Source organism: Candidatus Nitrosopumilus sp. (genome assembly GCF_028278985.1).
Classification (GTDB): domain Archaea; phylum Thermoproteota; class Nitrososphaeria; order Nitrososphaerales; family Nitrosopumilaceae; genus Nitrosopumilus.
Genome location: NZ_JANQTA010000018.1, coordinates 113703 through 134635, shown reverse-complemented (window position 1 = coordinate 134635; position 20933 = coordinate 113703). Strand labels below are relative to the sequence as shown.

General features: G+C 34.7%; 35 protein-coding genes and 1 tRNA gene. 24 read left to right on the top strand and 12 right to left on the bottom strand.

What is annotated here, in order from left to right; genetic code table 11:
• Nucleotides 1–27 precede the first annotated feature (27 nt).
• The 20 genes from Q0941_RS06770 to Q0941_RS06675 all read left to right on the top strand — a co-directional run bounded on the left by Q0941_RS06770 (nucleotide 28) and on the right by Q0941_RS06675 (nucleotide 8161).
• A complete protein-coding gene (locus tag Q0941_RS06770) occupies nucleotides 28–423 on the top strand; it encodes a 30S ribosomal protein S19 (RefSeq protein WP_299292344.1) in 396 nt (131 codons plus the stop codon).
• Between the two features lie 5 nt (nucleotides 424–428).
• Complete coding sequence (locus Q0941_RS06765; protein WP_299292343.1) at nucleotides 429–887, top strand: 50S ribosomal protein L22; 459 nt, start codon at nucleotides 429–431, stop codon at nucleotides 885–887.
• Between the two features lie 3 nt (nucleotides 888–890).
• Entirely contained in the window at nucleotides 891–1646 is a 756-nt protein-coding gene (locus tag Q0941_RS06760) for a 30S ribosomal protein S3 (RefSeq protein WP_299292342.1), read from the top strand.
• A complete protein-coding gene (gene rpmC / locus Q0941_RS06755) occupies nucleotides 1643–1849 on the top strand; it encodes a 50S ribosomal protein L29 (RefSeq protein WP_299292341.1) in 207 nt (68 codons plus the stop codon). Before Q0941_RS06760 ends, rpmC begins: the two co-directional genes overlap by 4 nt.
• Nucleotides 1846–2112: a ribonuclease P protein subunit gene (locus tag Q0941_RS06750; protein ID WP_299292340.1), complete on the top strand. Its 267-nt coding sequence runs from the start codon at nucleotides 1846–1848 to the stop codon at nucleotides 2110–2112. The genes rpmC and Q0941_RS06750 overlap by 4 nt, the downstream gene beginning before the upstream one ends.
• A complete protein-coding gene (locus Q0941_RS06745; RefSeq protein WP_299292339.1) occupies nucleotides 2109–2432 on the top strand; it encodes a 30S ribosomal protein S17 in 324 nt (107 codons plus the stop codon). Before Q0941_RS06750 ends, Q0941_RS06745 begins: the two co-directional genes overlap by 4 nt.
• Nucleotides 2432–2854 (top strand): 50S ribosomal protein L14, encoded by a 423-nt coding sequence (locus Q0941_RS06740; protein WP_299292338.1) that lies wholly within the window; start codon nucleotides 2432–2434, stop codon nucleotides 2852–2854. Before Q0941_RS06745 ends, Q0941_RS06740 begins: the two co-directional genes overlap by 1 nt.
• Nucleotides 2855–2858: 4 nt before the next feature.
• Nucleotides 2859–3359 carry a 50S ribosomal protein L24 gene (rplX, locus tag Q0941_RS06735; protein ID WP_299292337.1) on the top strand — a complete coding sequence of 167 codons (501 nt, stop codon included), beginning with the start codon at nucleotides 2859–2861 and terminating at the stop codon, nucleotides 3357–3359.
• Nucleotides 3359–4075 carry a 30S ribosomal protein S4e gene (locus Q0941_RS06730; RefSeq protein ID WP_299292336.1) on the top strand — a complete coding sequence of 239 codons (717 nt, stop codon included), beginning with the start codon at nucleotides 3359–3361 and terminating at the stop codon, nucleotides 4073–4075. Before rplX ends, Q0941_RS06730 begins: the two co-directional genes overlap by 1 nt.
• 4 nt (nucleotides 4076–4079) lie before the next feature.
• Nucleotides 4080–4601: a 50S ribosomal protein L5 gene (locus Q0941_RS06725; RefSeq protein ID WP_299292335.1), complete on the top strand. Its 522-nt coding sequence runs from the start codon at nucleotides 4080–4082 to the stop codon at nucleotides 4599–4601.
• Complete coding sequence (locus tag Q0941_RS06720; protein WP_299292334.1) at nucleotides 4601–4780, top strand: 30S ribosomal protein S14; 180 nt, start codon at nucleotides 4601–4603, stop codon at nucleotides 4778–4780. Before Q0941_RS06725 ends, Q0941_RS06720 begins: the two co-directional genes overlap by 1 nt.
• Before the next feature lie 4 nt (nucleotides 4781–4784).
• Entirely contained in the window at nucleotides 4785–5177 is a 393-nt protein-coding gene (locus tag Q0941_RS06715; RefSeq protein WP_299292333.1) for a 30S ribosomal protein S8, read from the top strand.
• On the top strand, nucleotides 5167–5724 hold the full coding sequence (locus Q0941_RS06710; protein ID WP_299292332.1) for a 50S ribosomal protein L6: 558 nt from the start codon (nucleotides 5167–5169) through the stop codon (nucleotides 5722–5724). The genes Q0941_RS06715 and Q0941_RS06710 overlap by 11 nt, the downstream gene beginning before the upstream one ends.
• 12 nt (nucleotides 5725–5736) lie before the next feature.
• A complete protein-coding gene (locus Q0941_RS06705; protein WP_299292331.1) occupies nucleotides 5737–6024 on the top strand; it encodes a hypothetical protein in 288 nt (95 codons plus the stop codon).
• A 72-nt stretch (nucleotides 6025–6096) separates the two neighbouring features.
• Nucleotides 6097–6170: transfer RNA gene (locus tag Q0941_RS06700), tRNA-Asn, on the top strand.
• A gap of 194 nt (nucleotides 6171–6364) precedes the next feature.
• Nucleotides 6365–6610 carry a hypothetical protein gene (locus Q0941_RS06695; RefSeq protein ID WP_297592188.1) on the top strand — a complete coding sequence of 82 codons (246 nt, stop codon included), beginning with the start codon at nucleotides 6365–6367 and terminating at the stop codon, nucleotides 6608–6610.
• Nucleotides 6611–6618: 8 nt separating this feature from the next.
• A complete protein-coding gene (locus tag Q0941_RS06690) occupies nucleotides 6619–6846 on the top strand; it encodes a hypothetical protein (protein ID WP_299292330.1) in 228 nt (75 codons plus the stop codon).
• Between the two features lie 119 nt (nucleotides 6847–6965).
• Nucleotides 6966–7412, top strand: coding sequence for a DUF2299 family protein (locus Q0941_RS06685; RefSeq protein WP_299292329.1), 447 nt, complete (start codon nucleotides 6966–6968; stop codon nucleotides 7410–7412).
• 60 nt (nucleotides 7413–7472) lie between these two features.
• The gene (locus Q0941_RS06680) at nucleotides 7473–7625 is read left to right on the top strand and encodes a hypothetical protein (protein ID WP_299292328.1); all 153 of its coding nucleotides are present in this window, start codon (nucleotides 7473–7475) and stop codon (nucleotides 7623–7625) included.
• 377 nt (nucleotides 7626–8002) lie between these two features.
• On the top strand, nucleotides 8003–8161 hold the full coding sequence (locus Q0941_RS06675; RefSeq protein ID WP_299292327.1) for a hypothetical protein: 159 nt from the start codon (nucleotides 8003–8005) through the stop codon (nucleotides 8159–8161).
• Between the two features lie 239 nt (nucleotides 8162–8400).
• On the opposite strand, the gene Q0941_RS06670 is transcribed toward Q0941_RS06675, so the two are convergent.
• Nucleotides 8401–9051 carry a hypothetical protein gene (locus Q0941_RS06670; RefSeq protein WP_299292326.1) on the bottom strand — a complete coding sequence of 217 codons (651 nt, stop codon included), beginning with the start codon at nucleotides 9049–9051 and terminating at the stop codon, nucleotides 8401–8403.
• A gap of 388 nt (nucleotides 9052–9439) precedes the next feature.
• Here Q0941_RS06670 and Q0941_RS06665 point away from each other — a divergent pair, with 388 nt between their 5' ends.
• Nucleotides 9440–9922 (top strand): DUF4352 domain-containing protein, encoded by a 483-nt coding sequence (locus Q0941_RS06665; protein WP_299292325.1) that lies wholly within the window; start codon nucleotides 9440–9442, stop codon nucleotides 9920–9922.
• 104 nt (nucleotides 9923–10026) lie between these two features.
• The gene (locus tag Q0941_RS06660; RefSeq protein ID WP_299292324.1) at nucleotides 10027–10410 is read left to right on the top strand and encodes a hypothetical protein; all 384 of its coding nucleotides are present in this window, start codon (nucleotides 10027–10029) and stop codon (nucleotides 10408–10410) included.
• Between the two features lie 81 nt (nucleotides 10411–10491).
• On the opposite strand, the gene Q0941_RS06655 is transcribed toward Q0941_RS06660, so the two are convergent.
• The 6 genes from Q0941_RS06655 to Q0941_RS06630 form a co-directional block, all read right to left on the bottom strand.
• Nucleotides 10492–10896 (bottom strand): PPOX class F420-dependent oxidoreductase, encoded by a 405-nt coding sequence (locus tag Q0941_RS06655; RefSeq protein WP_299292323.1) that lies wholly within the window; start codon nucleotides 10894–10896, stop codon nucleotides 10492–10494.
• Nucleotides 10889–11101, bottom strand: a complete 213-nt coding sequence (locus tag Q0941_RS06650) for a hypothetical protein (RefSeq protein ID WP_299292322.1) — start codon at nucleotides 11099–11101, stop codon at nucleotides 10889–10891. Before Q0941_RS06650 ends, Q0941_RS06655 begins: the two co-directional genes overlap by 8 nt.
• A 146-nt stretch (nucleotides 11102–11247) precedes the next feature.
• Entirely contained in the window at nucleotides 11248–11751 is a 504-nt protein-coding gene (locus Q0941_RS06645) for a winged helix-turn-helix domain-containing protein (protein WP_299292321.1), read from the bottom strand.
• Nucleotides 11752–12112: 361 nt separating this feature from the next.
• Entirely contained in the window at nucleotides 12113–12937 is an 825-nt protein-coding gene (gene purC / locus Q0941_RS06640) for a phosphoribosylaminoimidazolesuccinocarboxamide synthase (protein WP_299292320.1), read from the bottom strand.
• A gap of 39 nt (nucleotides 12938–12976) precedes the next feature.
• Nucleotides 12977–13363 carry a hypothetical protein gene (locus Q0941_RS06635; protein WP_299292319.1) on the bottom strand — a complete coding sequence of 129 codons (387 nt, stop codon included), beginning with the start codon at nucleotides 13361–13363 and terminating at the stop codon, nucleotides 12977–12979.
• 24 nt (nucleotides 13364–13387) lie between these two features.
• Complete coding sequence (locus Q0941_RS06630; protein ID WP_299292318.1) at nucleotides 13388–14734, bottom strand: HTTM domain-containing protein; 1347 nt, start codon at nucleotides 14732–14734, stop codon at nucleotides 13388–13390.
• 171 nt (nucleotides 14735–14905) lie between these two features.
• On the opposite strand from Q0941_RS06630, the gene Q0941_RS06625 reads away from it, so the two are divergent.
• Nucleotides 14906–15319: a hypothetical protein gene (locus tag Q0941_RS06625; protein ID WP_299292317.1), complete on the top strand. Its 414-nt coding sequence runs from the start codon at nucleotides 14906–14908 to the stop codon at nucleotides 15317–15319.
• Nucleotides 15320–15419: 100 nt separating this feature from the next.
• Here the strand turns inward: Q0941_RS06625 and Q0941_RS06620 are convergent, their stop codons facing one another.
• Nucleotides 15420–15641: a hypothetical protein gene (locus Q0941_RS06620; RefSeq protein WP_299292316.1), complete on the bottom strand. Its 222-nt coding sequence runs from the start codon at nucleotides 15639–15641 to the stop codon at nucleotides 15420–15422.
• Nucleotides 15642–15758: 117 nt separating this feature from the next.
• Between Q0941_RS06620 and Q0941_RS06615 the strand changes: the two genes are divergently transcribed.
• Complete coding sequence (locus tag Q0941_RS06615) at nucleotides 15759–16301, top strand: hypothetical protein (RefSeq protein WP_299292315.1); 543 nt, start codon at nucleotides 15759–15761, stop codon at nucleotides 16299–16301.
• A 2-nt stretch (nucleotides 16302–16303) separates the two neighbouring features.
• Here the strand turns inward: Q0941_RS06615 and Q0941_RS06610 are convergent, their stop codons facing one another.
• The 4 genes from Q0941_RS06610 to purQ are packed head-to-tail and all read right to left on the bottom strand — an operon-like array spanning nucleotide 16304 to nucleotide 20911.
• Nucleotides 16304–16582 (bottom strand): DUF427 domain-containing protein, encoded by a 279-nt coding sequence (locus Q0941_RS06610; RefSeq protein WP_299292314.1) that lies wholly within the window; start codon nucleotides 16580–16582, stop codon nucleotides 16304–16306.
• A gap of 48 nt (nucleotides 16583–16630) precedes the next feature.
• Nucleotides 16631–18076 carry an amidophosphoribosyltransferase gene (locus tag Q0941_RS06605; protein WP_299292313.1) on the bottom strand — a complete coding sequence of 482 codons (1446 nt, stop codon included), beginning with the start codon at nucleotides 18074–18076 and terminating at the stop codon, nucleotides 16631–16633.
• On the bottom strand, nucleotides 18069–20234 hold the full coding sequence (purL, locus tag Q0941_RS06600) for a phosphoribosylformylglycinamidine synthase subunit PurL (RefSeq protein ID WP_299292312.1): 2166 nt from the start codon (nucleotides 20232–20234) through the stop codon (nucleotides 18069–18071). Before purL ends, Q0941_RS06605 begins: the two co-directional genes overlap by 8 nt.
• Nucleotides 20231–20911, bottom strand: coding sequence for a phosphoribosylformylglycinamidine synthase subunit PurQ (gene purQ, locus Q0941_RS06595; protein ID WP_299292311.1), 681 nt, complete (start codon nucleotides 20909–20911; stop codon nucleotides 20231–20233). Before purQ ends, purL begins: the two co-directional genes overlap by 4 nt.
• Nucleotides 20912–20933: the final 22 nt, after the last annotated feature.

The following is a 20933-nucleotide window of genomic DNA, read 5'->3' as shown; positions in this document are numbered from 1 at the left end:
GAAGAACACAAGCAGAGGAGATGAATCATGGTTAAAGAATTTTCATACAGAGGAATTCCTAAGGAAGAACTAGAGAACATGTCATTAGAAAAATTATTCCAATTGTTCAACGCTAGACAAAGAAGATCTCTTACCAGAGGAATTACAGATGGTAAGAGAAAACTAATTGAAGAAATCAAAGCTGCAAAAGCAGGCAAATTAAAGAATCCAATCAAGACACATGTTAGAGACTTGATTATCTTACCTTACATGGTAGATGTTACAGTAAATGTTTTCTCAGGAAAGGAATTCCTTCCAGTTACAATCAGAACAGAAATGATTGGACATTACTTGGGAGAATATGTCATAACAAACAAGAGAGTTTCACACGGTGCACCAGGTGTAGGAGCATCAAGATCCAGTCTCTACGTACCATTGAAGTGATTAGTATGGGTAGATTCGGTTACGCTTTCCAAAATTATGACTCAACTCGTCATGTACGTTCTTCATTAAGAGAAAAAGACATTTCTCATAAACATGCAAGAGAAGTTGCAGTTGCAATCAAAGGATTATCGATTGAAAAAGCAAGAGATTACTTGCAAGCAGTAGTTCACAAAGACAGAGCAATTGCATTTAGAAGATTCAAAAATCAAGTAGGACACAAATCAGACCCTGGAATGATGTCAGGACGTTATCCACAAAAAACAGCTCACGAATTTATCAAAGTTTTAGATAATTTAGAATCAAATGCAGAATACAAAGGAATGGATTTAGACAGATTAAGAATTGTAAATGCAACTGTTCACAAAGGAGTGATTGTAAAAAGATTCATCCCAAGAGCAATGGGAAGAGCAACCCCAAAGAATAATGTATTAACTCATGTAGAATTGGTGGCCCAGGAGATTTAGAAAATGTCATCTGTCAAAAACGTAATCAAAGATAACTACAACATGATGCTACTCAAAGATTATCTCAGAGATGCAATTAAAGAAGCAGGATTTTCTCACGCAGAAATTTCAAAAACACCAACAGGTACAAGGGTTGCATTACATGTTACCAGACCAGGAATTGTCATTGGAAGAAAAGGTTCAGGAATCAGAGAACTAACTGAAAAATTGTCAACAGACTTTGGATTAAAGAGCCCTCAAATATCAGTAGTTGAAATTGACAAGCCAGAATTATCACCAAGCGTAATGTGTAACAGAATGGCATCACACCTTGAAAGAGGAACTGCATTTAGAAGAGCAACCATGTGGACTCTAAAACAAATCATGGAAAATGGTGCCATGGGTGTTCAAATTACAATTTCAGGAAAATTAAGAGGTGACCGTTCAGCATTTGAGAAACATACTGCAGGAGTTTTGCCAAGAGCAGGTCATCATGCAGAAGTTATTGTTGATGAAGACATTGCACATGTAGGAACCCCAATGGGATTAATTGGAATCAGAATTAGAATTGCAAGAAAAGAAAAATTCATTCCAGAATTTGAGTTAAAGGCAGAAAAACCAAAGAAAGCAAAACAAGTCAAAGATGCAGAAACTGGAAAGATGAGAGATGAAACAGAAGCTGAAAAGAAAGCAAGAACAGAATCAGAACAAATTGCAATGGAAGAAGAAAAGATGAAAGAACTTGAAACACTAGAGGAAGAGGAGGCCAAATTGAAATGACCAGAATCAGTATGAAAACAATTAACAACTTGAACGAAAAAGATCTTAAAAGTAAAATCCAAGAATCACGTAGTGAGTTAGCAAAATTACGTGTTGATGGAGCTAAAGGTACATTAAGAAAAGAAAGTGGAAAACTAAAACCACTTCGACATGACATCGCAAGAATGCTGACCAGATTAAACGAGATGAAGAAAGAAAAATGATTACAACTACAAACATTACATCACATGAATTTATTGGATTAAACACCAAAATTGTAGAATCATCTAATCCTCAAATTGTAGGGTTAAATGGAAAAATCATAAATGAAACAAAATCGATGTTCACATTAAATACAGAAAACGGAATTAAATCAATTGCAAAAGCAAACAATAGTTGGGAATTCTCAATCGGAAGTTCTTTAGCAATTGTTAATGGTTCAAATATCCAAAAAAGACCATTTGATAGAATAGGAGGAAAATCATGACTAGAAATATCGGCCTTAAAGTAAAAGATCCAAAGAGAGAATGTGATGACAAAAATTGTCCTTTCTGTGGAAATCTAGCCATTAGAGGAAAACTCTTTGAAGGAAAAGTTACAGGAAACAAAGCAAAACAAACAATCACCTTACAAAAAGATGCACCAGTTTACTATAACAAATTCAAACGATATGCAAGAGGAAAAAGTAGCATTCATGCACATGTTCCATCATGTATTGATGTTGAACTAGGCGATACAGTATTGACTGCAGAATGCAGACCAATATCAAAATCAGTATCATATGTTGTTGTGGAGGTTAGATCATAATGGCAAAACAAGCAGGTAAAGGAGTAGAAGAATTCCGTCCATATGTCACTAGATCAATTCCAGTCGGAGCTGAAATTGTATGTGCAGATAATTCTGGTGCTAAAATTTTAGAAGTAATTAATGTTCCAAGACACAAAACAAGAGTTTCAAGATTGCCAGCAGCAGCCGTTGGTGACTTTTGTAATGTTGTTGTAAAGAAAGGTCCAGCAGAATTAAGAAAGCAAGTGTATGGTGCAGTTATTGTTAGACAAAAATATGCAGTTAGAAGATTAAACGGAGTAAGAGTTTGTTTTGAGGATAATGCAGCAGTATTAATCACTCCAGAAGGAGAAACAAAAGGTACAGACATCAAAGGACCAGTAGCAGCAGAAGCTTCAGAAAAATGGCCAAGAGTAGCTAACTTGGCATCAATGGTGGTGTAAAAAGATGAAACCAACTAAAATGCGTAACAATATGATTTATCGTGCATCATACCAAACAAAAAGTAAACAACTTGGCAGTGCACTATCAAAGGATCTACAAAAGAAATATGGAAAACGAAGTGTAAGAGTTGTCGAAGGCGATAACGTCACAATTGTTAGAGGAGAATTTGCAGGAGTAGACGGTAAAGTTTCACAAGTATCAACTCAAAAAAGTAGTGTTGCTATTGAAGGAATTAAGAAAGAGCAAACTAGAGGAGAAAAATACGACGTATACATTCACACATCAAACTTAGTTGTAAAATCATTAAACACAGATGATAAATGGAGAATAGCAAAATTAGAAGGCAAAAACCCAAGTAGCATGCCTAAAACTACGCCTAAAGAAGAAACAGTAAAGGAAGAGCCCAAGGAAACAAAGGCTGAAAAACCAAAAGAAACAGTCAAAGAAGCACCTAAAGAAACAAAAGCAGAAGAAAAATCTGAAAAAAAGGAAGATGAGAATTAATGGTAAGCATTTCTGGAAGTAAAAAACTCAAACGACAAATGGCACCTCAATTTTGGGGCATTACAAGAAAAGACAAAAGATTTGTAATTACTACAAGACCAGGTGCACACAAAAAACACTATTCAGTTCCAACAGCAGTATTTCTCAGAGACATGTTAAAGATTGTAACAAGTTTGAGAGAAGCAAAAACATCAATCTATTCAGGCAAAGTAAAGATTGACGGTGTTGTTAGAAAATCACTTCATCATGCAATCGGATTAATGGATGTAGTTGAGCTAGAAAATGTTTCAGACATTTATCGTCTAGTTCCAACCGAAGGAAAATTACTAAAACCAATTAAAATTAACGAATCAGAAAAATCTAAAAAATTAGTCATCGTCACAAAAAAGACAACAATCAACAAAGGAAAAATGCAAATTGGTTTCCATGATGGGCGTTCTACAATTTCGGATACTAAAGTTAGTGTTGGAGATACATGTTTGATTGAAATTCCAAGTCAAAAAATTATTGAAGTAATCAAATTAGAAACAGGTTGCCAAGGTTTGGTAACTCGTGGAATCAATGCAGGACAAATCGGTAAAATCGAAAGTGTCGAAGAAGGTACATTTATTCTTCCAAAAAGAGTTGTTCTTGCACTAGGAGAAAGAAAAATCGAAATTCCAGCAGACATCATAATGCCAATCGGAAAAGAGGAACCAATTATTCAATTAAAGTGATATTATGTCTCAAACAACTGAATCCTCAATGAAAAAAATCAAACTTGAAAAAGTTGTATTAAACATGGGCGTAGGAAAATCTGGCGATGTAATTGAAATTGCAAAGAAAGCACTTGATCAAATCTCAGGAAAAAGATCATGCGCTAGAGAAGCTAAAGAAACTCAAAGAGATTGGGGAGTAAGAAAAGGAGAACCAATCGGGGCAGCAGTAACAATCAGAGGAGAAGATGCAAAAGCATTACTAAAAAGATTGTTAGAAGCAAAAGGAAATACAGTTAACGGCAGATCATTTGACAACTTTGGTAATTATTCATTTGGAATTAGTGAACACATCGATATTCCAGGTGTAAAATATGATCCTCAAATTGGAATTTTAGGATTAGGAATTGCTGTTACATTAACAAGACCTGGTTATGGTGTTAGAACAAGAAGTAAACACAAAGCAAGTGTTGGAAAATCTCACATCATTACAAGCCAAGAAGCAAAGGATTATCTAGCAAAAGAATTTGGAGTGACTGTAGCATAATGGCAAAAGATAGATCTTACGAATTTACTGGAAGAAAAAAACACGACTTTGGCAGAGGATCAAGATGGTGTAAAAGATGCGGAGATTATACTGCAGTTATTCAGAAATATGACTTGATGATATGCAGAAGATGCTTCAGAGAAGTAGCTGTTTCTTTAGGATTTAGGAAAAATAGGTGATACCATGCCAGCAAGTAATGTTTTAGCAAATCTATTTGTCACAATTTTCAATAATGAAACAAGAAGAAAGAGTGAATGCACTATCCTTCCAACATCAAAATTAGGAATTGAGGTTCTCAAAACTCTACAAAGAGATGGATACATCGGAGAATTTGAGCATGTTGATGACAAAAGAGGAGGAAAATTCAAAATCAAACTATTAGCAAAAATAACAAAATGTGGTGCAATTTCACCAAGATTCAAAGTAAAAACTGATGAGTTCAACAATTGGGAGCAACAATACCTACCAGCATACAATAGAGGCATGTTATTGGTAACAACAAATCAAGGAGTAATGTCTCATCATGATGCAACACAAAAAGGAATTGGAGGGTTTTTGATAGGATATGTCTACTGAGCAAATTGAAAAATTCCAAGATGAAGTTGTGATTCCGGAAGGAGTTACTGTCACACAGAAAAAACACATGTTAACTTTCGAAGGTCCACTAGGAAAAACACATCAAAGTTTTAGAAGTATTCCAGTAACATTAGAAATTACTGAAGGAAAAGTAATTCTAAAAACCATTGAACACAAAAAAAGAGATTATGCAATTTTGCATGCAGCAAGATCATTAATCAGAAATATTTGTGAAGGACTCATTGAAGGTTACACTATCAAAATGAAAGTAGTCTTTGCACACTTTCCAATTACAGTAAAAGTTGAAGGAAAGAAAATTTTAATTGAAAACTTCCAAGGTGAAAGAGCTCCTAGAACAACATCAATTGTAGGAAACACCAAAGTAATTCCAAAAGGAGAAGATGTTTTACTTACTGGAGAAGTTTGGACAGACATTACACAAACTGCAGCTAACATTGAACTAAAAACAAAAGTAAAAAATAAAGATCATAGAGTTTTCCTAGATGGTATCTACGTCTATGAAAAGAAAAAGGGAATCGAAAAATAATAGATTCTTCTGATGACCCTAGATCCTGAATTTTCAAAACAAACTACTGAACTTATTCAGCAAACTTTAGAATTATACAAATCTGCAGGAGCTTCTCCAAGAGTTGGAGAAGCATGGGGGTGCGAAAATGTTGGTGACTTTCTATGTGGGTTTTTTGTAGGAGAAATGGTAGGTTCTGCACTAAGTGCATTTCAAGTAGTGCATCAAAGAGAACCAACACCTGATGAGCATTTAGAAATTATTGAACTTGTTGAAAGTCATTCAAAGGAAATCAAAGAATTTTTTGCAAAATTTAACTGACTAAATTCCCACTTTGGTCTAAATATCATAGTCGCAAGGATTAAATCACTTTTACCAAGGTACAAACATGTTGCCGCCCTAGCTCAGCGTGGTAGAGCATCCGACTGTTAATCGGACGGTCGTCAGTTCAAGTCTGATGGGCGGCGCTTTATTTTATTTCTAAACTCGAGTTTTGAAACATTGTTTTTTGTTAATGTTAGATTTAGATAGATTAAAGGAAAATAATATTTCTAAATTCGAATTTAGCAATATTGATCGGTTGATAGTATTTAGTTTACTCTATTAGACAACATAGATCTAATAGATGATCGCATACTAGTAAGAATGCAGGAGGTTTACATTGGTCAGAACTAGAAGGGCCAACAGATATTGTGTTGATTGTGGTGCCAGACTAGTGTATTACCCAAGATTATCCAATCCTAAAGCACCAAATGAACACAGAGTACTAGTATATGCATGTCCAGATTGTACTGATGATTTTGAAAAACCAAAGATGTTTTCAATTAGAAGAAACCAAGTTGAAGATCCGTTAGAGACAGTAGAGATCGAAATTACACAGATACAGAAAAAAGCAGCTTCAAAATAAGTAAAAAAATGTCATATCCAGAAAAAAGAAGAAGTAATGCATGGTTTTTGTTACCAATTTTTTTCGGAATTATTGGTGGGTTAATCGCATTCTTTGTTTTGAGACAAGATGATCCTTCAAAGGCCAAAAACTGTCTTTATTTGGGCATCGCATTAATGGTTGTAGGAATTATCATGAATCTAATTCTAGCAGCAATTATTCCAGGACTAGATTCTGGTTTTAGTGTTAATGTGTAAGACACTATTGCTACACATACTAAATTTTGAATATTTCTAAATTCGAGTTTAGAAATATTATAAATTTAGACTAGTAATCATAGATTTAGAATCATATAGAAGCAAGAATGAGTCAGTATATGACATCTAGAATGCGAGATAATGTAGAACGATGGTTAATTCATGAAGGATTGTCATTTGAAGATAGAAAAAATCCTGAAAATACATTTGAGATTTTAGTAAAACATGCAGGTCCAGCAGGAGTCCCAGTAGAAGTTTTTGAGCCAAAAGCACAACAAGGAATTCTTGTAATAGGTTCCAAAGTCATAATGAAAAATAATCAGATTGCACGATATCTAGGATTTAGTGAAGAAGAAAAGACAAAATTTGAGAAAAAAGTAGCAGACTATTGTTATTCTATTCAAGCAATTAACAAAAATACTACAGAAGATGGAAAACGAAAGATTGGAGTGTATGTGGTATTAGATAAGGAGGACCAGTTAAACCAGCAAGGACTTTTTAATGCAATAGATAGGGTTTCGGAATTGCATGAAAAAACTGCCAGATTTTTAATGAAGACATTCTAGAAAATAGATAATTTATCAGTCCTACGCGGGGCTTATATCAAAAATTCACTTATTCAAATTATGAAAAGAAAAACATCAAAATCTAAACCAAAAGAAATAACCCTATCTTCAGCTGAATTATCGAAGTTTGGTATTGGGGTTATGAACAGAGCACTAAAAGTAGTTGATTCTGCCAAGAAAGGAAAAATCACTATAAAGCTGGAGAGAGAGTAAATTTCATCATTTGTCATTTCAGAGGGATTTTCCCTCTTCAGTCAATATGTAAACTAGGCATACATACAGATGGTTAATACAAAAAAAATCCTCAAAAAACTATGGAATTAGGGCTATTGTTCAACTTAGATCCTAGTATGATTATTGATTACATGAATTCATTATTGTCTTCAGTATTCAGTATCTCTGAAAATCCAGAATTGTAAGAATGGGGAAATAACGTTATTTCAGACATGGCTAAAAAAACAGAGCAGCAAGTGAAGGGCAATTTAGGTCAATAATACTAAAAACATATCAAAAAACCCCCCTTTTTTGAGATAAATGTAGTCCAAAATGCACATCCAGAACAACAAATGTCCATGTGACATAGATATCACATGGAAAAATTCACATCACAGGTGGATGTAAAGACAGTAAATGAGTCATTTAATTCAGCAAATAATGTATTTGGAGGATTCAGAGAATTTTCCTCAGACTTATTTTTTCAAATAATCAATTGGATTACTCCAATGTTAGAAAATCTCAAAATTTCGTAAATTTTCAAATTTATGCCTAGGCGTTAAACCCCCCTACAAATTTTAGGGGTTTAGGCATAATGCCATATTTTCAAAAATAGGCGATTTTGGGGGGGGTTGAACACTTGTGCCTATCTGTGAAAAGCAACCGTCAATCCACCAAGCTCTCCCACCAAAACATGTCCAAAGTTTTATTGTTGTGCGTAAAAGCTAAACCCCCTAATTTTGATGAAAAAATAAAGAAAAAATGATTGATTTAATCAATCATCATCGTCATCATCGGTGATGACTTTTAATTTTTCAGCAGGAGTAACATCATTGATACATACCGCATCAATTCCACCAGCCCCATTGAAAACAGGTGCAATAGTAAAGGAAACAACAGCGCCTACATTTCCATCTGCATTAAAGCTGATATCATCTCCTGATAGGCTATGAGTACCACTAAAGGAAAATGGAACATCTTTCATAGTTGCTTTTTTGCCTTTTATTTTCACATCACCGGGTTCTTCCCATGTAATATCACGTACTTCTAGACCTGGACACAAACCAGTTCCAATTTCGGGATTTGGATCCTGAGAGTCTTGAAGTGCTACATAGTGATTATGAAATGAGGCATCAGATGCATCTGTTTGTGCTTCAGAATCAAGAACACCGCCATGAGTTGTTGTTACTGCAATTGCCTCAAGGCCAGCACCAGATATTATTCCATATCCATATGCACCTACTTCGAGTACTTTTGCATTAGTCTTGATTTTTGCTTTTTCAAACTCATCGTCATCATCGATTACTACTTTTGCTTTTTTCACATCGAGGAAACTTCCTGCAGCATCTACCCCTATTGGAGATGCAATTATTCCTATTGCAAAGATTGCTGCAACAGAAATTCCCAAAAGTGTTTTTGGAGTCATTGGTACAACTGCCAAAGAGCTTAATTTAAGCAGTTCCTAGTGTCATACTATAACAATATGGACTTTACATAAGATCAGAGACCTCAAGACTGAGAACAATGAGTTGCCTCAAGGTCTCTCTGATCAAATAACATTTGAGGATTTTCATACATATTGCTGTGTGTGTAAAAAAAATTACAAAACTGATCGTTTGATCGATCAATATTCCAATATGCCATAGTGGTAGGGGATTTTTTGGTAAATTTCCGCCAGTTTTATGTGGTTTTTTGACGTAAATATAGCAGAGTTCAGGCCTTCCCACTCTCATTTGTTCACTAATTGGACAGGGTCTGGACTTACGTCCTATTTTTTGCGTTTCAACTATATACTAAAAAAAATAGCATTTTTCATGGTAAATCTAGGAGTAATTATTGTCATTGGTGCAGTAATAGGTTCTATGGGGATCGCCATGTACATGTATTCACAATATCAAACTAATTTTGTAACAGGAGTGGTAGGAGAGTCAATTAGAGTAGGACCAGTAGAGTATATCATTACTTTTGAAGGCACATTTGAAGGAACAAAGGAAGTAAAACCTGAAAATACCTTCGTAAAAATTGGAATTGTAGCTAAAAACATCAGCAATGAAGAAACAAATCTGTCAGGAGGACAATTCTTCTTTATTGATGGAAACAAGAAAACAGAAGCAACTTACGGAGAATTTGATGCAAATGACTTGTTATTTGAAAAAATTGAACCAAACAAACCAGTTCAAAGAACTACGCAGTTTGATGTAGAGTTTGATGAAGAAAAACAATACAAAATTTTGATAAGACCACAAAAAGAACAATCAACTGTTGATACAGCTTCTGTTTGTTTAGTAAATTGCTGATCGAAAATTTTTAAAAAATCAAAAAAAGTGTCAAATTTTTCTATAGTTTAAGCAATTTAGTGTGACTTTTACTATATAACACAGATTACTTTTGCAAAAATGTCATGGCAATTTCCAAAGCCAAAAGAGTAGCAGCCGCAAAGAAAGCAGCAAGAACTCGAAAGAGAAATGCAGCTAAAGCAGCAGCTGAAAAAGCAAAGGCAGCAGCATCTCGCAAAAGAAAAGCAGCAGCTAAACGTGCAGCAGCAACTCGAAAGAGAAGTGCAGCAGCAAAGAAAGCAGCAGCAACCCGTAAGCGAAGTGCAGCAAAGAAAGCAGCTCCAAAGAGAAAGGCAGCTAAACGCAAAGCCGCTCCAAAGAGAAAGACTGCAGCAAAGAAAGCAGCTCCAAAGAGAAAAGCCGCAAAAAGAAAGGCAGCTCCAAAGAGAAAGACTGCAGCTAAACGCAAAGCCGCTCCAAAGAGAAAGACAGCTAAACGGAAACGTTAAACTGTCTTTGAATATTTTTTCTAATCTTACATGCTATATCTAGTATATTTTTAAATTCGAATTTAGAAATATTCTAAATTACTACTCTGACATTTTCAATTCAGGTAAAACAAAAACTTTGTCAGGCTTTATTTTTAGTACAACTCTTTTTTCATCATCACGTTTGAATGGATAATGTTCACGTCCCATGTATTGCTGTGTTAATTTATCAGCATGTTTGTATTCATAATCAGGAATTAATTCTTCCACAACACCACGTATTGTCGTCATGTCTAAGGGGTTATCTTTTGAGACAACTGAAACTGCAACTCGAGGATCTCGTAAAACATTTTTGTGTTTAATTCTACCTTCAGCAGTATTTACCAAAACATATCCATCTTCAAAATTTGCCCAAACCGGAGATACCTGTGGAGCACCATCTTTCATTACGGTTGCAATAAAAACAAGATTTTTTTCAGAAAATAATTTTACAGCTTTATCATCCATATTTTTCATCACGCCAAATAGAGGGTAGTTGTTCAATCTTTGTTATGATTTCCAATGCTTTTTGATTGTCTTTTTCTTGCATGGCAATTGAGAAATCATAACCTAATTGGATCGCCTCAGGAGATAGATCCTTGATTGACTCTAGGTCCTTTCCTTCTATACGTATCCGTTCACCAATGGCACACATTTTCCAATTATCAGACATGCTCTGATGTTCTTCACCAAGTTCACTCTGAACCTGGTGTCTCCAATGTGTGAGAGTCATCTTTTCGATGAGATCCTCTGTCTTCTGGCTGTAAAACACTCGTACCATGAAGGAATTACCCTACACGGAATACTTAGGTTTAGCGATTATTTTTTGCCCGAATTTTCAAATACATTTGTCATGGCACGATTCATGATTTCCATAACCAAATACTGAGAATACTCTGGTGATTTCTTTCCTTTTGTCTTTGATGTTTTTGGAGTTAATCCTTTGAGGATTTTTTCGATTTTTGCTGATGTGTTATCTATTACTTTTGAATACTGAGATTCAAAATCTTTAGGAGTTTCGAAATCAAGTAGCTTTGTTGACGTACCATAGTATTTTGTAATTGCTCCACGGGATTCTTCAATTTTGACAACCTCAATCAGACCAGATTCTTTGAGAATCTCTAAATGATGTCGGACAGTAGTTAGTGCTTTTTTGTAACCTGTCTTTTTTAATGCTGTAGCGATTTGGTCTGCAGACATTGCTTGTCGATATAGAATCTCCATAACTTTTGCACGAGCAGGGTCTTCAATTGCTCTTGCATGTTCAGTGCTTGTCGTAACAATACGATTTACTTTGATTTGTTTTTCTAACAGAGTAGACATACAATGAATACATTTCAGTATGATCTAAAAGATCCTCGTATCATATTTTTTTGTCTAATCGCATCAATTTTTTTTTATTTCCAATAATTTCATAGCGTTTTAATGAATATTGATACCACTACTAAATTCATTGTAACCACTATCAAATATTTTGTAGTTTAACTAGTATTATTGATAGCACTACAATGAATATAGTATAGATAGAAATTATATTGTAATGGTATTAGATTTTTTGTAAAATATCAAAAAAGGGGAGCTCTGGGATGTTTGGTTGCCAAAATACCCTAAACAGGTAGATATTCACAAATATTCAAAAATAGAATTCGAGTTGAAAGTTAGCTTCGAGTCAACAATGAATCAATCACAGAGAGTTACCAGTGAGTTTCTCAAAAGCAGTAACATATCGTTGCGTCATCTTTGAAACAATTTCATCAGGGATAGTGGGTGCAACAGGTTCTTGTCCTGCATCCCTAGCATCATCAAATTGTTTTTGATATCCATTTGCAGTCAACCAGTCACGTAGTAGTTGTTTGTCGTATGCTTCTTGAATTTTTCCAACTTCAAAAGTATCTTTTGGCCACAAGCGATACTCATCAGGTCCTATTGAATCACCTAATGTGATTTGGCCATCTAAAATTCCAAATTCTAATTTCAAATCAGCCAGAATAAATCCAACAGAATCAGCTATAGAAAACATTTTCTTGTAAATTTCAATAGAAGTTTTTTCTAACCAGTCATATTGTTCTTCAGTAACAAGTTTCATTTCAAGTGCTTTTGATTTGTCAATAGGAATATCATGTTCAGATTTTGTAGTAGGGTCAAATATCGGAGTAGGAAGTTTAGCTGCCATAGTAGTGTTAGTTCCTTCAGGAATTGTAACCTCACCTTTCTTCCATCTGCTAATGTAACTACCATAGAAATAGCCTCGAACCACACATTCTATAGGAAGCATTTTCATTTTTTTAACTAGAATTTCATTATCTGATTCTCTTTTTACAAAATGATTTGGAACATCTAGTTCATTGAACCAAAATTCAGCAAACTTGCACAAAATCTCTCCTTTTCTAGGAATATCTTGTTTGAATTTTACATCATAAGCTGATACACGATCAGAGAATTTGAAAAGTAATGTATTCTCATCTGCATTATAGAGATCTTTTACCTTTCCACTAGTTAGAAATTCCAATCAGAGTTTGTTGAGCGTGATTAAATTTAACTGCTAGGGCTAGGATCCCATCATACCAACCATTTTTGGCATTTCACGATATGCCTTGTTAACAAAGACATCATTGTCAGCACTAATCATTACAAACTCCATAGGGTTTTCAGGGGGAGGAGAAACAATGATCTTTTGTCCTACTTTGAGAGTTCCCAAATCCAAGGTATCACCAGAACCAAAGTTAACACGAACATTTGTCAGTGGTTCGGAACCAGTATTTTGAATTGTCACCCGACCCATAACAAAGAGGCTTTGTTTGTCTAAAATTGGGTCCACAAAGATATCATAATCCTGTGTTGATACAGACAATTTCATAATATCCATGCCAAAGATCACAGCCATGATTCCAATTGCCCCAACACCAATACCAATTAGGATAGTGTATTGATTCACAGGAATAATGAGTGACGCTGATTATTAAGAATGATTTTCCAATGGAACAATCCAAGACTTTGGCGCAATTGTTATTGGTTGTTTTGCCAAATCGACATTAGGATCAATCAAATATTGTGGAGGTCTATCATTTAGTAAAATTTCAACATCAGCATAAATTTCAATTTCAGGATAACCATCATTTCTAAATTGGTCTGCAAGAAAATGTGCATATTGTAAAACCATATCAGGCCGTTTAGACATTTTTGATACTTGTCTATCACTGAGTTCATCATGAGGATCAATATACCATTCTTCATCAGTTACAGGGTCTACTGCAATAAACTCCACATACATCGTATCTTTATCTCGTAATTTCATGTGCCATGAAAAATTATGTCCTTCTTCAGTCCAATTGACTTCTCCAGGATATGCAAAGTGTCTTAACGGCATTGCAAAATTGAAAATCAAAAAGATGCAAAATAGGCTTACAATGATTTTTTGATTTTTTGTTAATGAACTAATTGAAAATGGAGGTTTTTGTGGAATCTTAAATCGAGTTAGTTTTTGAGGCCAATCAGGCTCAAAAAATATCAGTGTTGCAAAGATCATAAACCAAGGGAAAATACCAATGTTGAAAAGCTGAAAATTAATGAGATGAAAAGATACAAGAATCACATACATTGGAATTCTAGTTTTTCTCCATAGCAAAAAGACAACAGCAAACAAATCTACAAAAAGTGAACCGTAGGAAAAAAGATAGACAAACCATTCTTCAGTAAAATACTGACCTAAAAGAGGAAAAGTGTCTGCACGTTCAGATAACCAAGATCTTAGCGGCTCAGCTCTAAGCCAATCTTCATTAATTTTTGCTATACCACCAAAAAAATATGGAACTCCAACTTGGCAACGAAGGGCCCACAATGACCAACCAGGTACATAATTTGTCCGTATTTTTTTGTTCAATATACTATCAACTGACAATGCACGATTTGCAGGAACAAACATCAAAACAAAACTAACCAAACAGACCAAGTAAAAGTGATTAAGATACCTAGTCTGTTCTGCAAGAAACATCCAAGAAAAGAGAACAAAAAATGCAACACTTGCAATCCTATATTGAAATCCAATCATCATGCAAGCTGCAGCAATACCCATTACGATAAAATGAACATACATTAAATCTCCAGGAAGGGGTTTTACCCAATCAAACCCATAATATGTAAAATGAAAAACAGGGTCTATCCAATAATCTGCAATCCAATCATGGTCAAAATATCTAAAGACCTCCCAAATCATTATCGCACCAAAAATTATGCGAAAATAAACTAGAATGGAGATGTTTCTAGGCTCAACTAATTTTTGAACTAGTACTGATTTGATAGCAGTCATGAACCAACTAAAATAATCAATTATTTTACTTCAACGTCATTCAAAAAAATACAGACAGGATTACAAAAATTTATTCTAGTTTGGAGGCAATAGAGTATGTTCCGTAATTACATGCACGAATTTTAATAATTAAACTGAATACTATATACATCAGAATTGCGTAATTTAGGTATGAACTTCCCAGTCTTAATTTATGATGATCTTTGTTCATCTTGTACTTCTTATGCTAAATGGGTCAACAAATTGGTTAAGGGTAAAATTACAATCATTGGGCATTATTCAGAAGAAGGAAAGGAATTCAAAAAGAAGATTTTTCCTCAAGGATATGAAGGGCTAGAAATGTCATGGTTTGTCACACCAAACACAGCATATGGAGGAAGTAAAGGATTGAGAAAATTGTTAGGATACATGTTTTCAAGAAAGAAATCCAATATCAAAAAGAATTTTCCGGAAAATGAATTTGATATGTCCAAATGTGCTTCAGACTGCAGTACCGTTCAAGGAGTAATGTTTAGGTCATGGAGTATTTTGACAGAAAGTAAGACAATTCCAATTAAAATTCAAGAGAATTCAACTCAGAAATAACTAGTTTTTCAATACCATAAAATCAAGAGCACAATCTACTGAACAAAAATCACTAGCACGATTAGTGTAATTCTTTTTGCAATATCTACAAGTTTTCGGGTTAGGCAATAGAATCTCCGGATTTAATTAATGTCAAAATTTCAGAGTTATTTTTTCGCCAAGTAAGCAAATAGGATTCAAACAAATCCTTCAAATCACCAGTCAGATTTTCCATTCGAGGATCCTGAGAAATTTCATCTAGTTGTTCATTTATGGTCTCTAAAAGCATGTCAATGCCACGATTACTGGTCTCAATTTTTTCAATTGCCGTGCCTATCCCCATACCCTGAGTGCTCTGCAATGCAATTTAAAGGATGTTCTAATTGTAAGCTTTAGTTACAGATGTGATTTTCAAATAAGACACAAGTAAATTTATTAAAAAAACCAACAAGTTACCACTATGAGTAAAACGCTAAGCAAGACCAAAGACGAAGTAATCAGTTTACGTTTTACAAAAGAGCATGCAGATGCCATCAGAGCAATTGCAAAAGAAAACAACATCTCTCCATCAAAGGCAGCTGAAAATATTATTGTAAATAACCTCGATGTTCTCAATAAGTGTTTCAAACGACAAGATATGATTATTCAGAGAGGAGAAATTAAGAAACTCTACAATAGATTTTCAAAATCAGATTTAGACGAATGGGTTAATGAAAAATACCAACCAACAGTTTCTTGTATGCAGTTATTTTCTCCAATGCTAAAATTTGAAGAAATGACAGATACCATGTTAGGATGGTTCAAACAAAATGGACATCATCTTTACTTTGATGATAAGGAAGAATTTAGAACGTTAGTGTGTGCAAACAGTGACATGGGGTATAATTGGCTCTATGTAAACGGACAGATTTATTTCAAAATGTTCAATGATGCAAAATATCCTACTAGTGAATTTGTATCAGATGAAGACCATTTTGAATTCAAAGTAAAGATTCCCAACTAAAATTATTCTACTTTAACACCATTCCAAAATGCAACCATTCCTTTAATTTTCATGGCAGCATCATTTGGTTCTGCATAATACCATGCACAATCTTTGTTTGTTTTACCATTAACGGTTACAGAATAGTAATTAGCCATTCCTTTCCAACCACAAAATGAAGTCAAGTCTGTTTTTTGAAAATATTCTTTTTTGATTGAATCAATTGGAAAATAGTGATTACCCTCAACTACAACAGTATCATCACTTTCAGCAATTACTACATCATTCCAAATTGCTTGCATTAACAAAAATCACTCCAAACCATATTTAATCAAATCTCTAAATTGATTCTAGTTAGTTGCCTTTACCTGCTCACGCTTTGTAAAATCAGGCTTTATGCCTAGAGATTCATAATTTCCAGAAGAGCAAGTAAAACACATAGAATCTTTTGGCATGCCAACTGCATTAGCTAAATTCTCAGCATCATTATATCCCAAAAAGTCAACACCGATACTTTGTCTAACCATTTCAGTAATTTCATCATGAGTCATTGTTTTTCCATTGACATATGTTGCAAGTTCTTCTTGTGAAGGAAAATCAATTCCAGCATAGCAAGGATAATTGATTTGGGGATATGTAATTAGCATGCTAATTTTTTTGGCGCCTGCTCTACGTAGGGCTTTGATGATTGCCTTTGAACTCGTTCCCCTAACAAGACTATCATCAATCACCACAACATGTTTGTCTTTGATAATTTCAGTAATTGGGATAATCCAACGATTAATGTCTACTCGATCACTTTGGTGAGGTTCAATGAAACTACGCAAAGGACCTTTCTTACTGTATCTATCTTTTAGCAATCCCTCATCAAATGAAATTCCAAGTTCCTGGGCATATCCTAATGCTGCAGGTCTTGCAGAATCAGGTACAGGAATTACCAAGTCAGCATCTTTGAGAGGGAATTTTCTTGCCATAAATTCTCCAATTCGTTTTCTTGAGATGTAGATGTTATGTCCCTCCATATTACTAGAAGGATGTGCAAAGTAGGTGAATTCAAAAGAACAATGTGCACGTGAAGGATCATCAGAGAATTTTTCAGTTTCTAAACCAGATTGACTAAGTTTGATTAATTCTCCTGGAACAACATCTCGTTGTAATGTTGCACCGACTGCAGTAACTGCAGAAGATTCAGAAGTTACAATGTAAGTATTATCAGATTCTTTATGTCCTAAAACCATTGGGCGAAATCCCTTAGGATCACGAGCAGCATAAACAGAATGATCATCAGAGATGAAAGTAAAACAATAAGAGCCTGCCATTTCATTTTTCAAAATTGAAAGGGCTTTTCCCATTTCTCCATTTTCAGAAATTAATGAAACTAGACGCTCAGCTGCAACCAAAGTATCACTTGCGTTTTGAGGAGTAAATGAGCAACCTCCAACTAAATTAGATAATTCTTGAGCGTTTGCAATTGTTCCATTGTGTGCAACACATAGGTCTTTGACCTTAAGAGGCTGTGCATTATCTAAAGTACTTGTTCCCATAGTAGAGTATCTCACATGTCCAATTACACATGAGGATTCGTATTCTTTTGCTAATTTTTTAAAATCTGATGAAGAGTGAGAAACCAGTCCTACTCTCTTAAATGGGGGTTTGTTTGGAACAGCAAAACCCCAAGCTTCTTGTCCTCTATGTTGTAAAGCACGTAATGCATCAAATACCATAGGTATGACATTTTTTCCAGATAAACTGTAAATTCCAACTACACCACAGTTTTCCTTAGGTCTATCATCCATGCAGTACCAAATCCCTTAACGAATTTACCCAAGTCTTTTGTGCCTTATCAACTCTTAGATCTATGATCGGTTTGTTTCCTTTAGAAAATACAATAGAGTCGCCTGAAAATTGACCAATTTGTTTGAATGCGGTTTTGTTTTTCTTTAGAATATCTTCTAGTTTTTTGAGATTCTTTTTCTGCACAGTCAAAAGATATCGGGAATGGCTTTCTGAAAACAATAATCTATCTACATCTAATTTTTTGCCAGGGATTTTTTCTAATGATACTTTACATCCAATTTGATTTGTCATACATAATTCGGATACTGCAACTGCAAGTCCACCTTTAGAGCAATCATGAGCAGATTTTAGCAGTTTTTTCTTTATTGAGTCAAGAACAGATTTCATATTATTTTTTGATGATTTGAAATCAACTGCAGGACATTTACCACCAACAAATTTGTGAATGTATTCAAAATATTCAGAACCACCCATTTCGTCTTTTGTATCACCAACTAAAATGAGACAATCCCCATCAGTGATTTTTTGAGGAATTAGAGGAGTTTTGTCAATCAATCCTAAAACTCCAATTAGAGGAGTAGGTTTGATTGGGCCTACAGGAGTTTCATTGTATAGGCTGACTTTGCCACCAACACAAGGAATTTTGAAGTCTTTGGCAAAATCAGTGAGTCCTTTAAGAGATTCAAGAAATGTCCAAAATATTTCAGGGTCTTTGGGATTTCCAAATTGAAGATGGTCTAACATTCCAATTGGCTTGGCTCCAGTGCATACAACATTTCTGCATGCTTCTTCAAAGCATCCAATTGCACCTTCTCTTGGATTGAGGTAACATTGTTTGGGATTTCCATCAATTTTTGCTGAAAGGAATTTTCCGTTATCTAATCGTAAAACAGATGCATCTCGTCCAGGTTTAACTACAGTTCTAATTCCAACTTCATGATCATATTGACCATATACCCAAATCTTACTTGCAATATTTGGGGCACCTAGTAATTTTAACAAAGTTTTTGAATAATTGGAAATTGGTTTGAATTTCTTTTCTTTTTCAATATTCTCAAGATATGCAGGTTTTTTTGAAGGTAAATTCAACAAGGTAGCATTTGCAACTACATCAGTTGGAAGGTTTGCAAATGTCTTTTTTCCTTTTTTGACATGCATTTGATTATCGGATTTTACTACACCAATTACAGAACATCCAATTCTAAATTTCTTACAAATATCCTGCAATTTTTTTAATTTTGTTTTAGTTGTAACAATTAACATTCTCTCTTGTGATTCAGAAACCATGATTTCGTCAGGATGCATATCAGATTCTCTAGTATGTACTTTGGACACATCCATTTCAATTCCAACTTCTAATGCATCAGCAGTTTCAGAAATGGCACATGATAAACCTCCACCACCTAAGTCTTTCATGGCATGAATGAGTTTTTGATTTCGTGCTTCAAGAACTGCTTCAATGATTAGTTTTTCAATAAAGGGGTCTGGAATTTGAACGGCAGAACGGTCTTCAGATTCTAAAGAATCAGAGGCAAATTGAGAACCACCAATTCCATCTCTACCTGTAGAACCGCCCATCAGAACTACGACGTCACCTTTTTTTGCATGATTTTTTATTAGATTTTCTTTTTTACCAAACCCAACAGCTGCAACATCCACTAGAGCATAATTTTCATAACATTGATCAAATTCTACCTCTCCTCCTATGGTAGGAATCCCCAAACAATTTCCATAATCTGCAATTCCAGTCACAGCATTTTTGAAAAGCCATCGTGCTTGTTGATCTTTTTCAATATCTCCAAATCGTAATCCATCAAAAATTGCAATAGGTCTTGTACCTGCGGATAAAATATCGCGTATTACCCCACCAACGCCAGTTGCAGCACCGCCATAGGGTTCAACAGCTGATGGGTGATTATGGCTTTCAATATGAGCTGTAACCACATACCCACCTCCAACATCTAAGACACCTGAATCATATCCTTTTTCAGTAATTACTAGAGGTCCCTTCATTGGGAGCATTTTCAGATGACGTTTAGAAGATTTGTAGGAACAGTGTTCAGACCATTCTGCTGCAACTATTTGTAATTCAGTAGATGTAGGATCTCTTCCAATTTTGGATTTTAGTTCATCTAGTTCTTGTGGTTCTAAACTCAATTGCTTACACCCATTTTTGCTAGTAGTGATTCAAAAATCAAAGTTGAAGGTTTGTTATCAATTGGATTAATTTCAGATTCAACAGCACGCTCTGGATGAGGCATCATTCCAACAACATTACCATCTTCATTGCAAACACCCGCAATTCTATGAGAGGAACCATTTACAACTTCATCATATCGGAAAACAATTTGATTTTTTTTCTTTAATTTTTTTAGTGTATCATCATCGACGTAATACCGTCCTTCACCATTGGCTATTGGAATTGGGATTTTTTGACCAATCTCAAATTGATTGGAAAAAGGAGTATTGTTATTTTCAACCACAAGATTAGTCCACTCACACATAAAATTCAGAGATTCATTTTTGAGCAAAACACCTGGCAATAAGCCCGATTCAACTAAAATTTGAAATCCATTACAGACGCCAAGAATCGGAATTCCTTTCTTTGCCATTTTTTGAACATCTTTGATGATAGGACTGTGAGCAGCAATCACTCCAGCACGAAGTCTATCTCCATATGAAAAGCCACCAGGCAAAACTATCGCATCAATATTTTTTGGCAAGGATTTTTCATGCCAATAGTATTCAGTGTCAAGCTTGAATACATCTTTTAAAACATGATACATATCACGATCGCAATTACTACCAGGAAAAACTACAACCCCAACCTTCACAATTTCAATTACAATGAGCGAT

Excerpts from the sequence above, each read along its gene's own strand:
- Q0941_RS06645 (WP_299292321.1), bottom strand. The coding sequence starts at position 11,751 with ATGTCTACTCTGTTAGAAAAACAAATCAAAGTAAATCGTATTGTTACG.
- Q0941_RS06615 (WP_299292315.1), top strand. The coding sequence starts at position 15,759 with ATGAGTAAAACGCTAAGCAAGACCAAAGACGAAGTAATCAGTTTACGT.
- Q0941_RS06705 (WP_299292331.1), top strand. The coding sequence starts at position 5,737 with ATGACCCTAGATCCTGAATTTTCAAAACAAACTACTGAACTTATTCAG.
- Q0941_RS06620 (WP_299292316.1), bottom strand. The coding sequence starts at position 15,641 with ATGGGGATAGGCACGGCAATTGAAAAAATTGAGACCAGTAATCGTGGC.
- Q0941_RS06750 (WP_299292340.1), top strand. The coding sequence starts at position 1,846 with ATGATTACAACTACAAACATTACATCACATGAATTTATTGGATTAAAC.
- Q0941_RS06610 (WP_299292314.1), bottom strand. The coding sequence starts at position 16,582 with ATGCAAGCAATTTGGAATGATGTAGTAATTGCTGAAAGTGATGATACT.
- Q0941_RS06690 (WP_299292330.1), top strand. The coding sequence starts at position 6,619 with ATGTCATATCCAGAAAAAAGAAGAAGTAATGCATGGTTTTTGTTACCA.
- Q0941_RS06675 (WP_299292327.1), top strand. The coding sequence starts at position 8,003 with ATGGAAAAATTCACATCACAGGTGGATGTAAAGACAGTAAATGAGTCA.
- Q0941_RS06710 (WP_299292332.1), top strand. The coding sequence starts at position 5,167 with ATGTCTACTGAGCAAATTGAAAAATTCCAAGATGAAGTTGTGATTCCG.
- Q0941_RS06730 (WP_299292336.1), top strand. The coding sequence starts at position 3,359 with ATGGTAAGCATTTCTGGAAGTAAAAAACTCAAACGACAAATGGCACCT.
- Q0941_RS06745 (WP_299292339.1), top strand. The coding sequence starts at position 2,109 with ATGACTAGAAATATCGGCCTTAAAGTAAAAGATCCAAAGAGAGAATGT.
- Q0941_RS06770 (WP_299292344.1), top strand. The coding sequence starts at position 28 with ATGGTTAAAGAATTTTCATACAGAGGAATTCCTAAGGAAGAACTAGAG.
- Q0941_RS06680 (WP_299292328.1), top strand. The coding sequence starts at position 7,473 with ATGAAAAGAAAAACATCAAAATCTAAACCAAAAGAAATAACCCTATCT.
- Q0941_RS06630 (WP_299292318.1), bottom strand. The coding sequence starts at position 14,734 with ATGACTGCTATCAAATCAGTACTAGTTCAAAAATTAGTTGAGCCTAGA.
- Q0941_RS06740 (WP_299292338.1), top strand. The coding sequence starts at position 2,432 with ATGGCAAAACAAGCAGGTAAAGGAGTAGAAGAATTCCGTCCATATGTC.
- Q0941_RS06760 (WP_299292342.1), top strand. The coding sequence starts at position 891 with ATGTCATCTGTCAAAAACGTAATCAAAGATAACTACAACATGATGCTA.
- Q0941_RS06660 (WP_299292324.1), top strand. The coding sequence starts at position 10,027 with ATGGCAATTTCCAAAGCCAAAAGAGTAGCAGCCGCAAAGAAAGCAGCA.
- Q0941_RS06725 (WP_299292335.1), top strand. The coding sequence starts at position 4,080 with ATGTCTCAAACAACTGAATCCTCAATGAAAAAAATCAAACTTGAAAAA.
- Q0941_RS06685 (WP_299292329.1), top strand. The coding sequence starts at position 6,966 with ATGACATCTAGAATGCGAGATAATGTAGAACGATGGTTAATTCATGAA.
- Q0941_RS06720 (WP_299292334.1), top strand. The coding sequence starts at position 4,601 with ATGGCAAAAGATAGATCTTACGAATTTACTGGAAGAAAAAAACACGAC.
- Q0941_RS06650 (WP_299292322.1), bottom strand. The coding sequence starts at position 11,101 with ATGTCTGATAATTGGAAAATGTGTGCCATTGGTGAACGGATACGTATA.
- Q0941_RS06655 (WP_299292323.1), bottom strand. The coding sequence starts at position 10,896 with ATGGATGATAAAGCTGTAAAATTATTTTCTGAAAAAAATCTTGTTTTT.
- Q0941_RS06625 (WP_299292317.1), top strand. The coding sequence starts at position 14,906 with ATGAACTTCCCAGTCTTAATTTATGATGATCTTTGTTCATCTTGTACT.
- rpmC (WP_299292341.1), top strand. The coding sequence starts at position 1,643 with ATGACCAGAATCAGTATGAAAACAATTAACAACTTGAACGAAAAAGAT.
- Q0941_RS06605 (WP_299292313.1), bottom strand. The coding sequence starts at position 18,076 with ATGGATGATAGACCTAAGGAAAACTGTGGTGTAGTTGGAATTTACAGT.
- Q0941_RS06765 (WP_299292343.1), top strand. The coding sequence starts at position 429 with ATGGGTAGATTCGGTTACGCTTTCCAAAATTATGACTCAACTCGTCAT.
- Q0941_RS06670 (WP_299292326.1), bottom strand. The coding sequence starts at position 9,051 with ATGACTCCAAAAACACTTTTGGGAATTTCTGTTGCAGCAATCTTTGCA.
- Q0941_RS06665 (WP_299292325.1), top strand. The coding sequence starts at position 9,440 with ATGGTAAATCTAGGAGTAATTATTGTCATTGGTGCAGTAATAGGTTCT.
- rplX (WP_299292337.1), top strand. The coding sequence starts at position 2,859 with ATGAAACCAACTAAAATGCGTAACAATATGATTTATCGTGCATCATAC.
- Q0941_RS06715 (WP_299292333.1), top strand. The coding sequence starts at position 4,785 with ATGCCAGCAAGTAATGTTTTAGCAAATCTATTTGTCACAATTTTCAAT.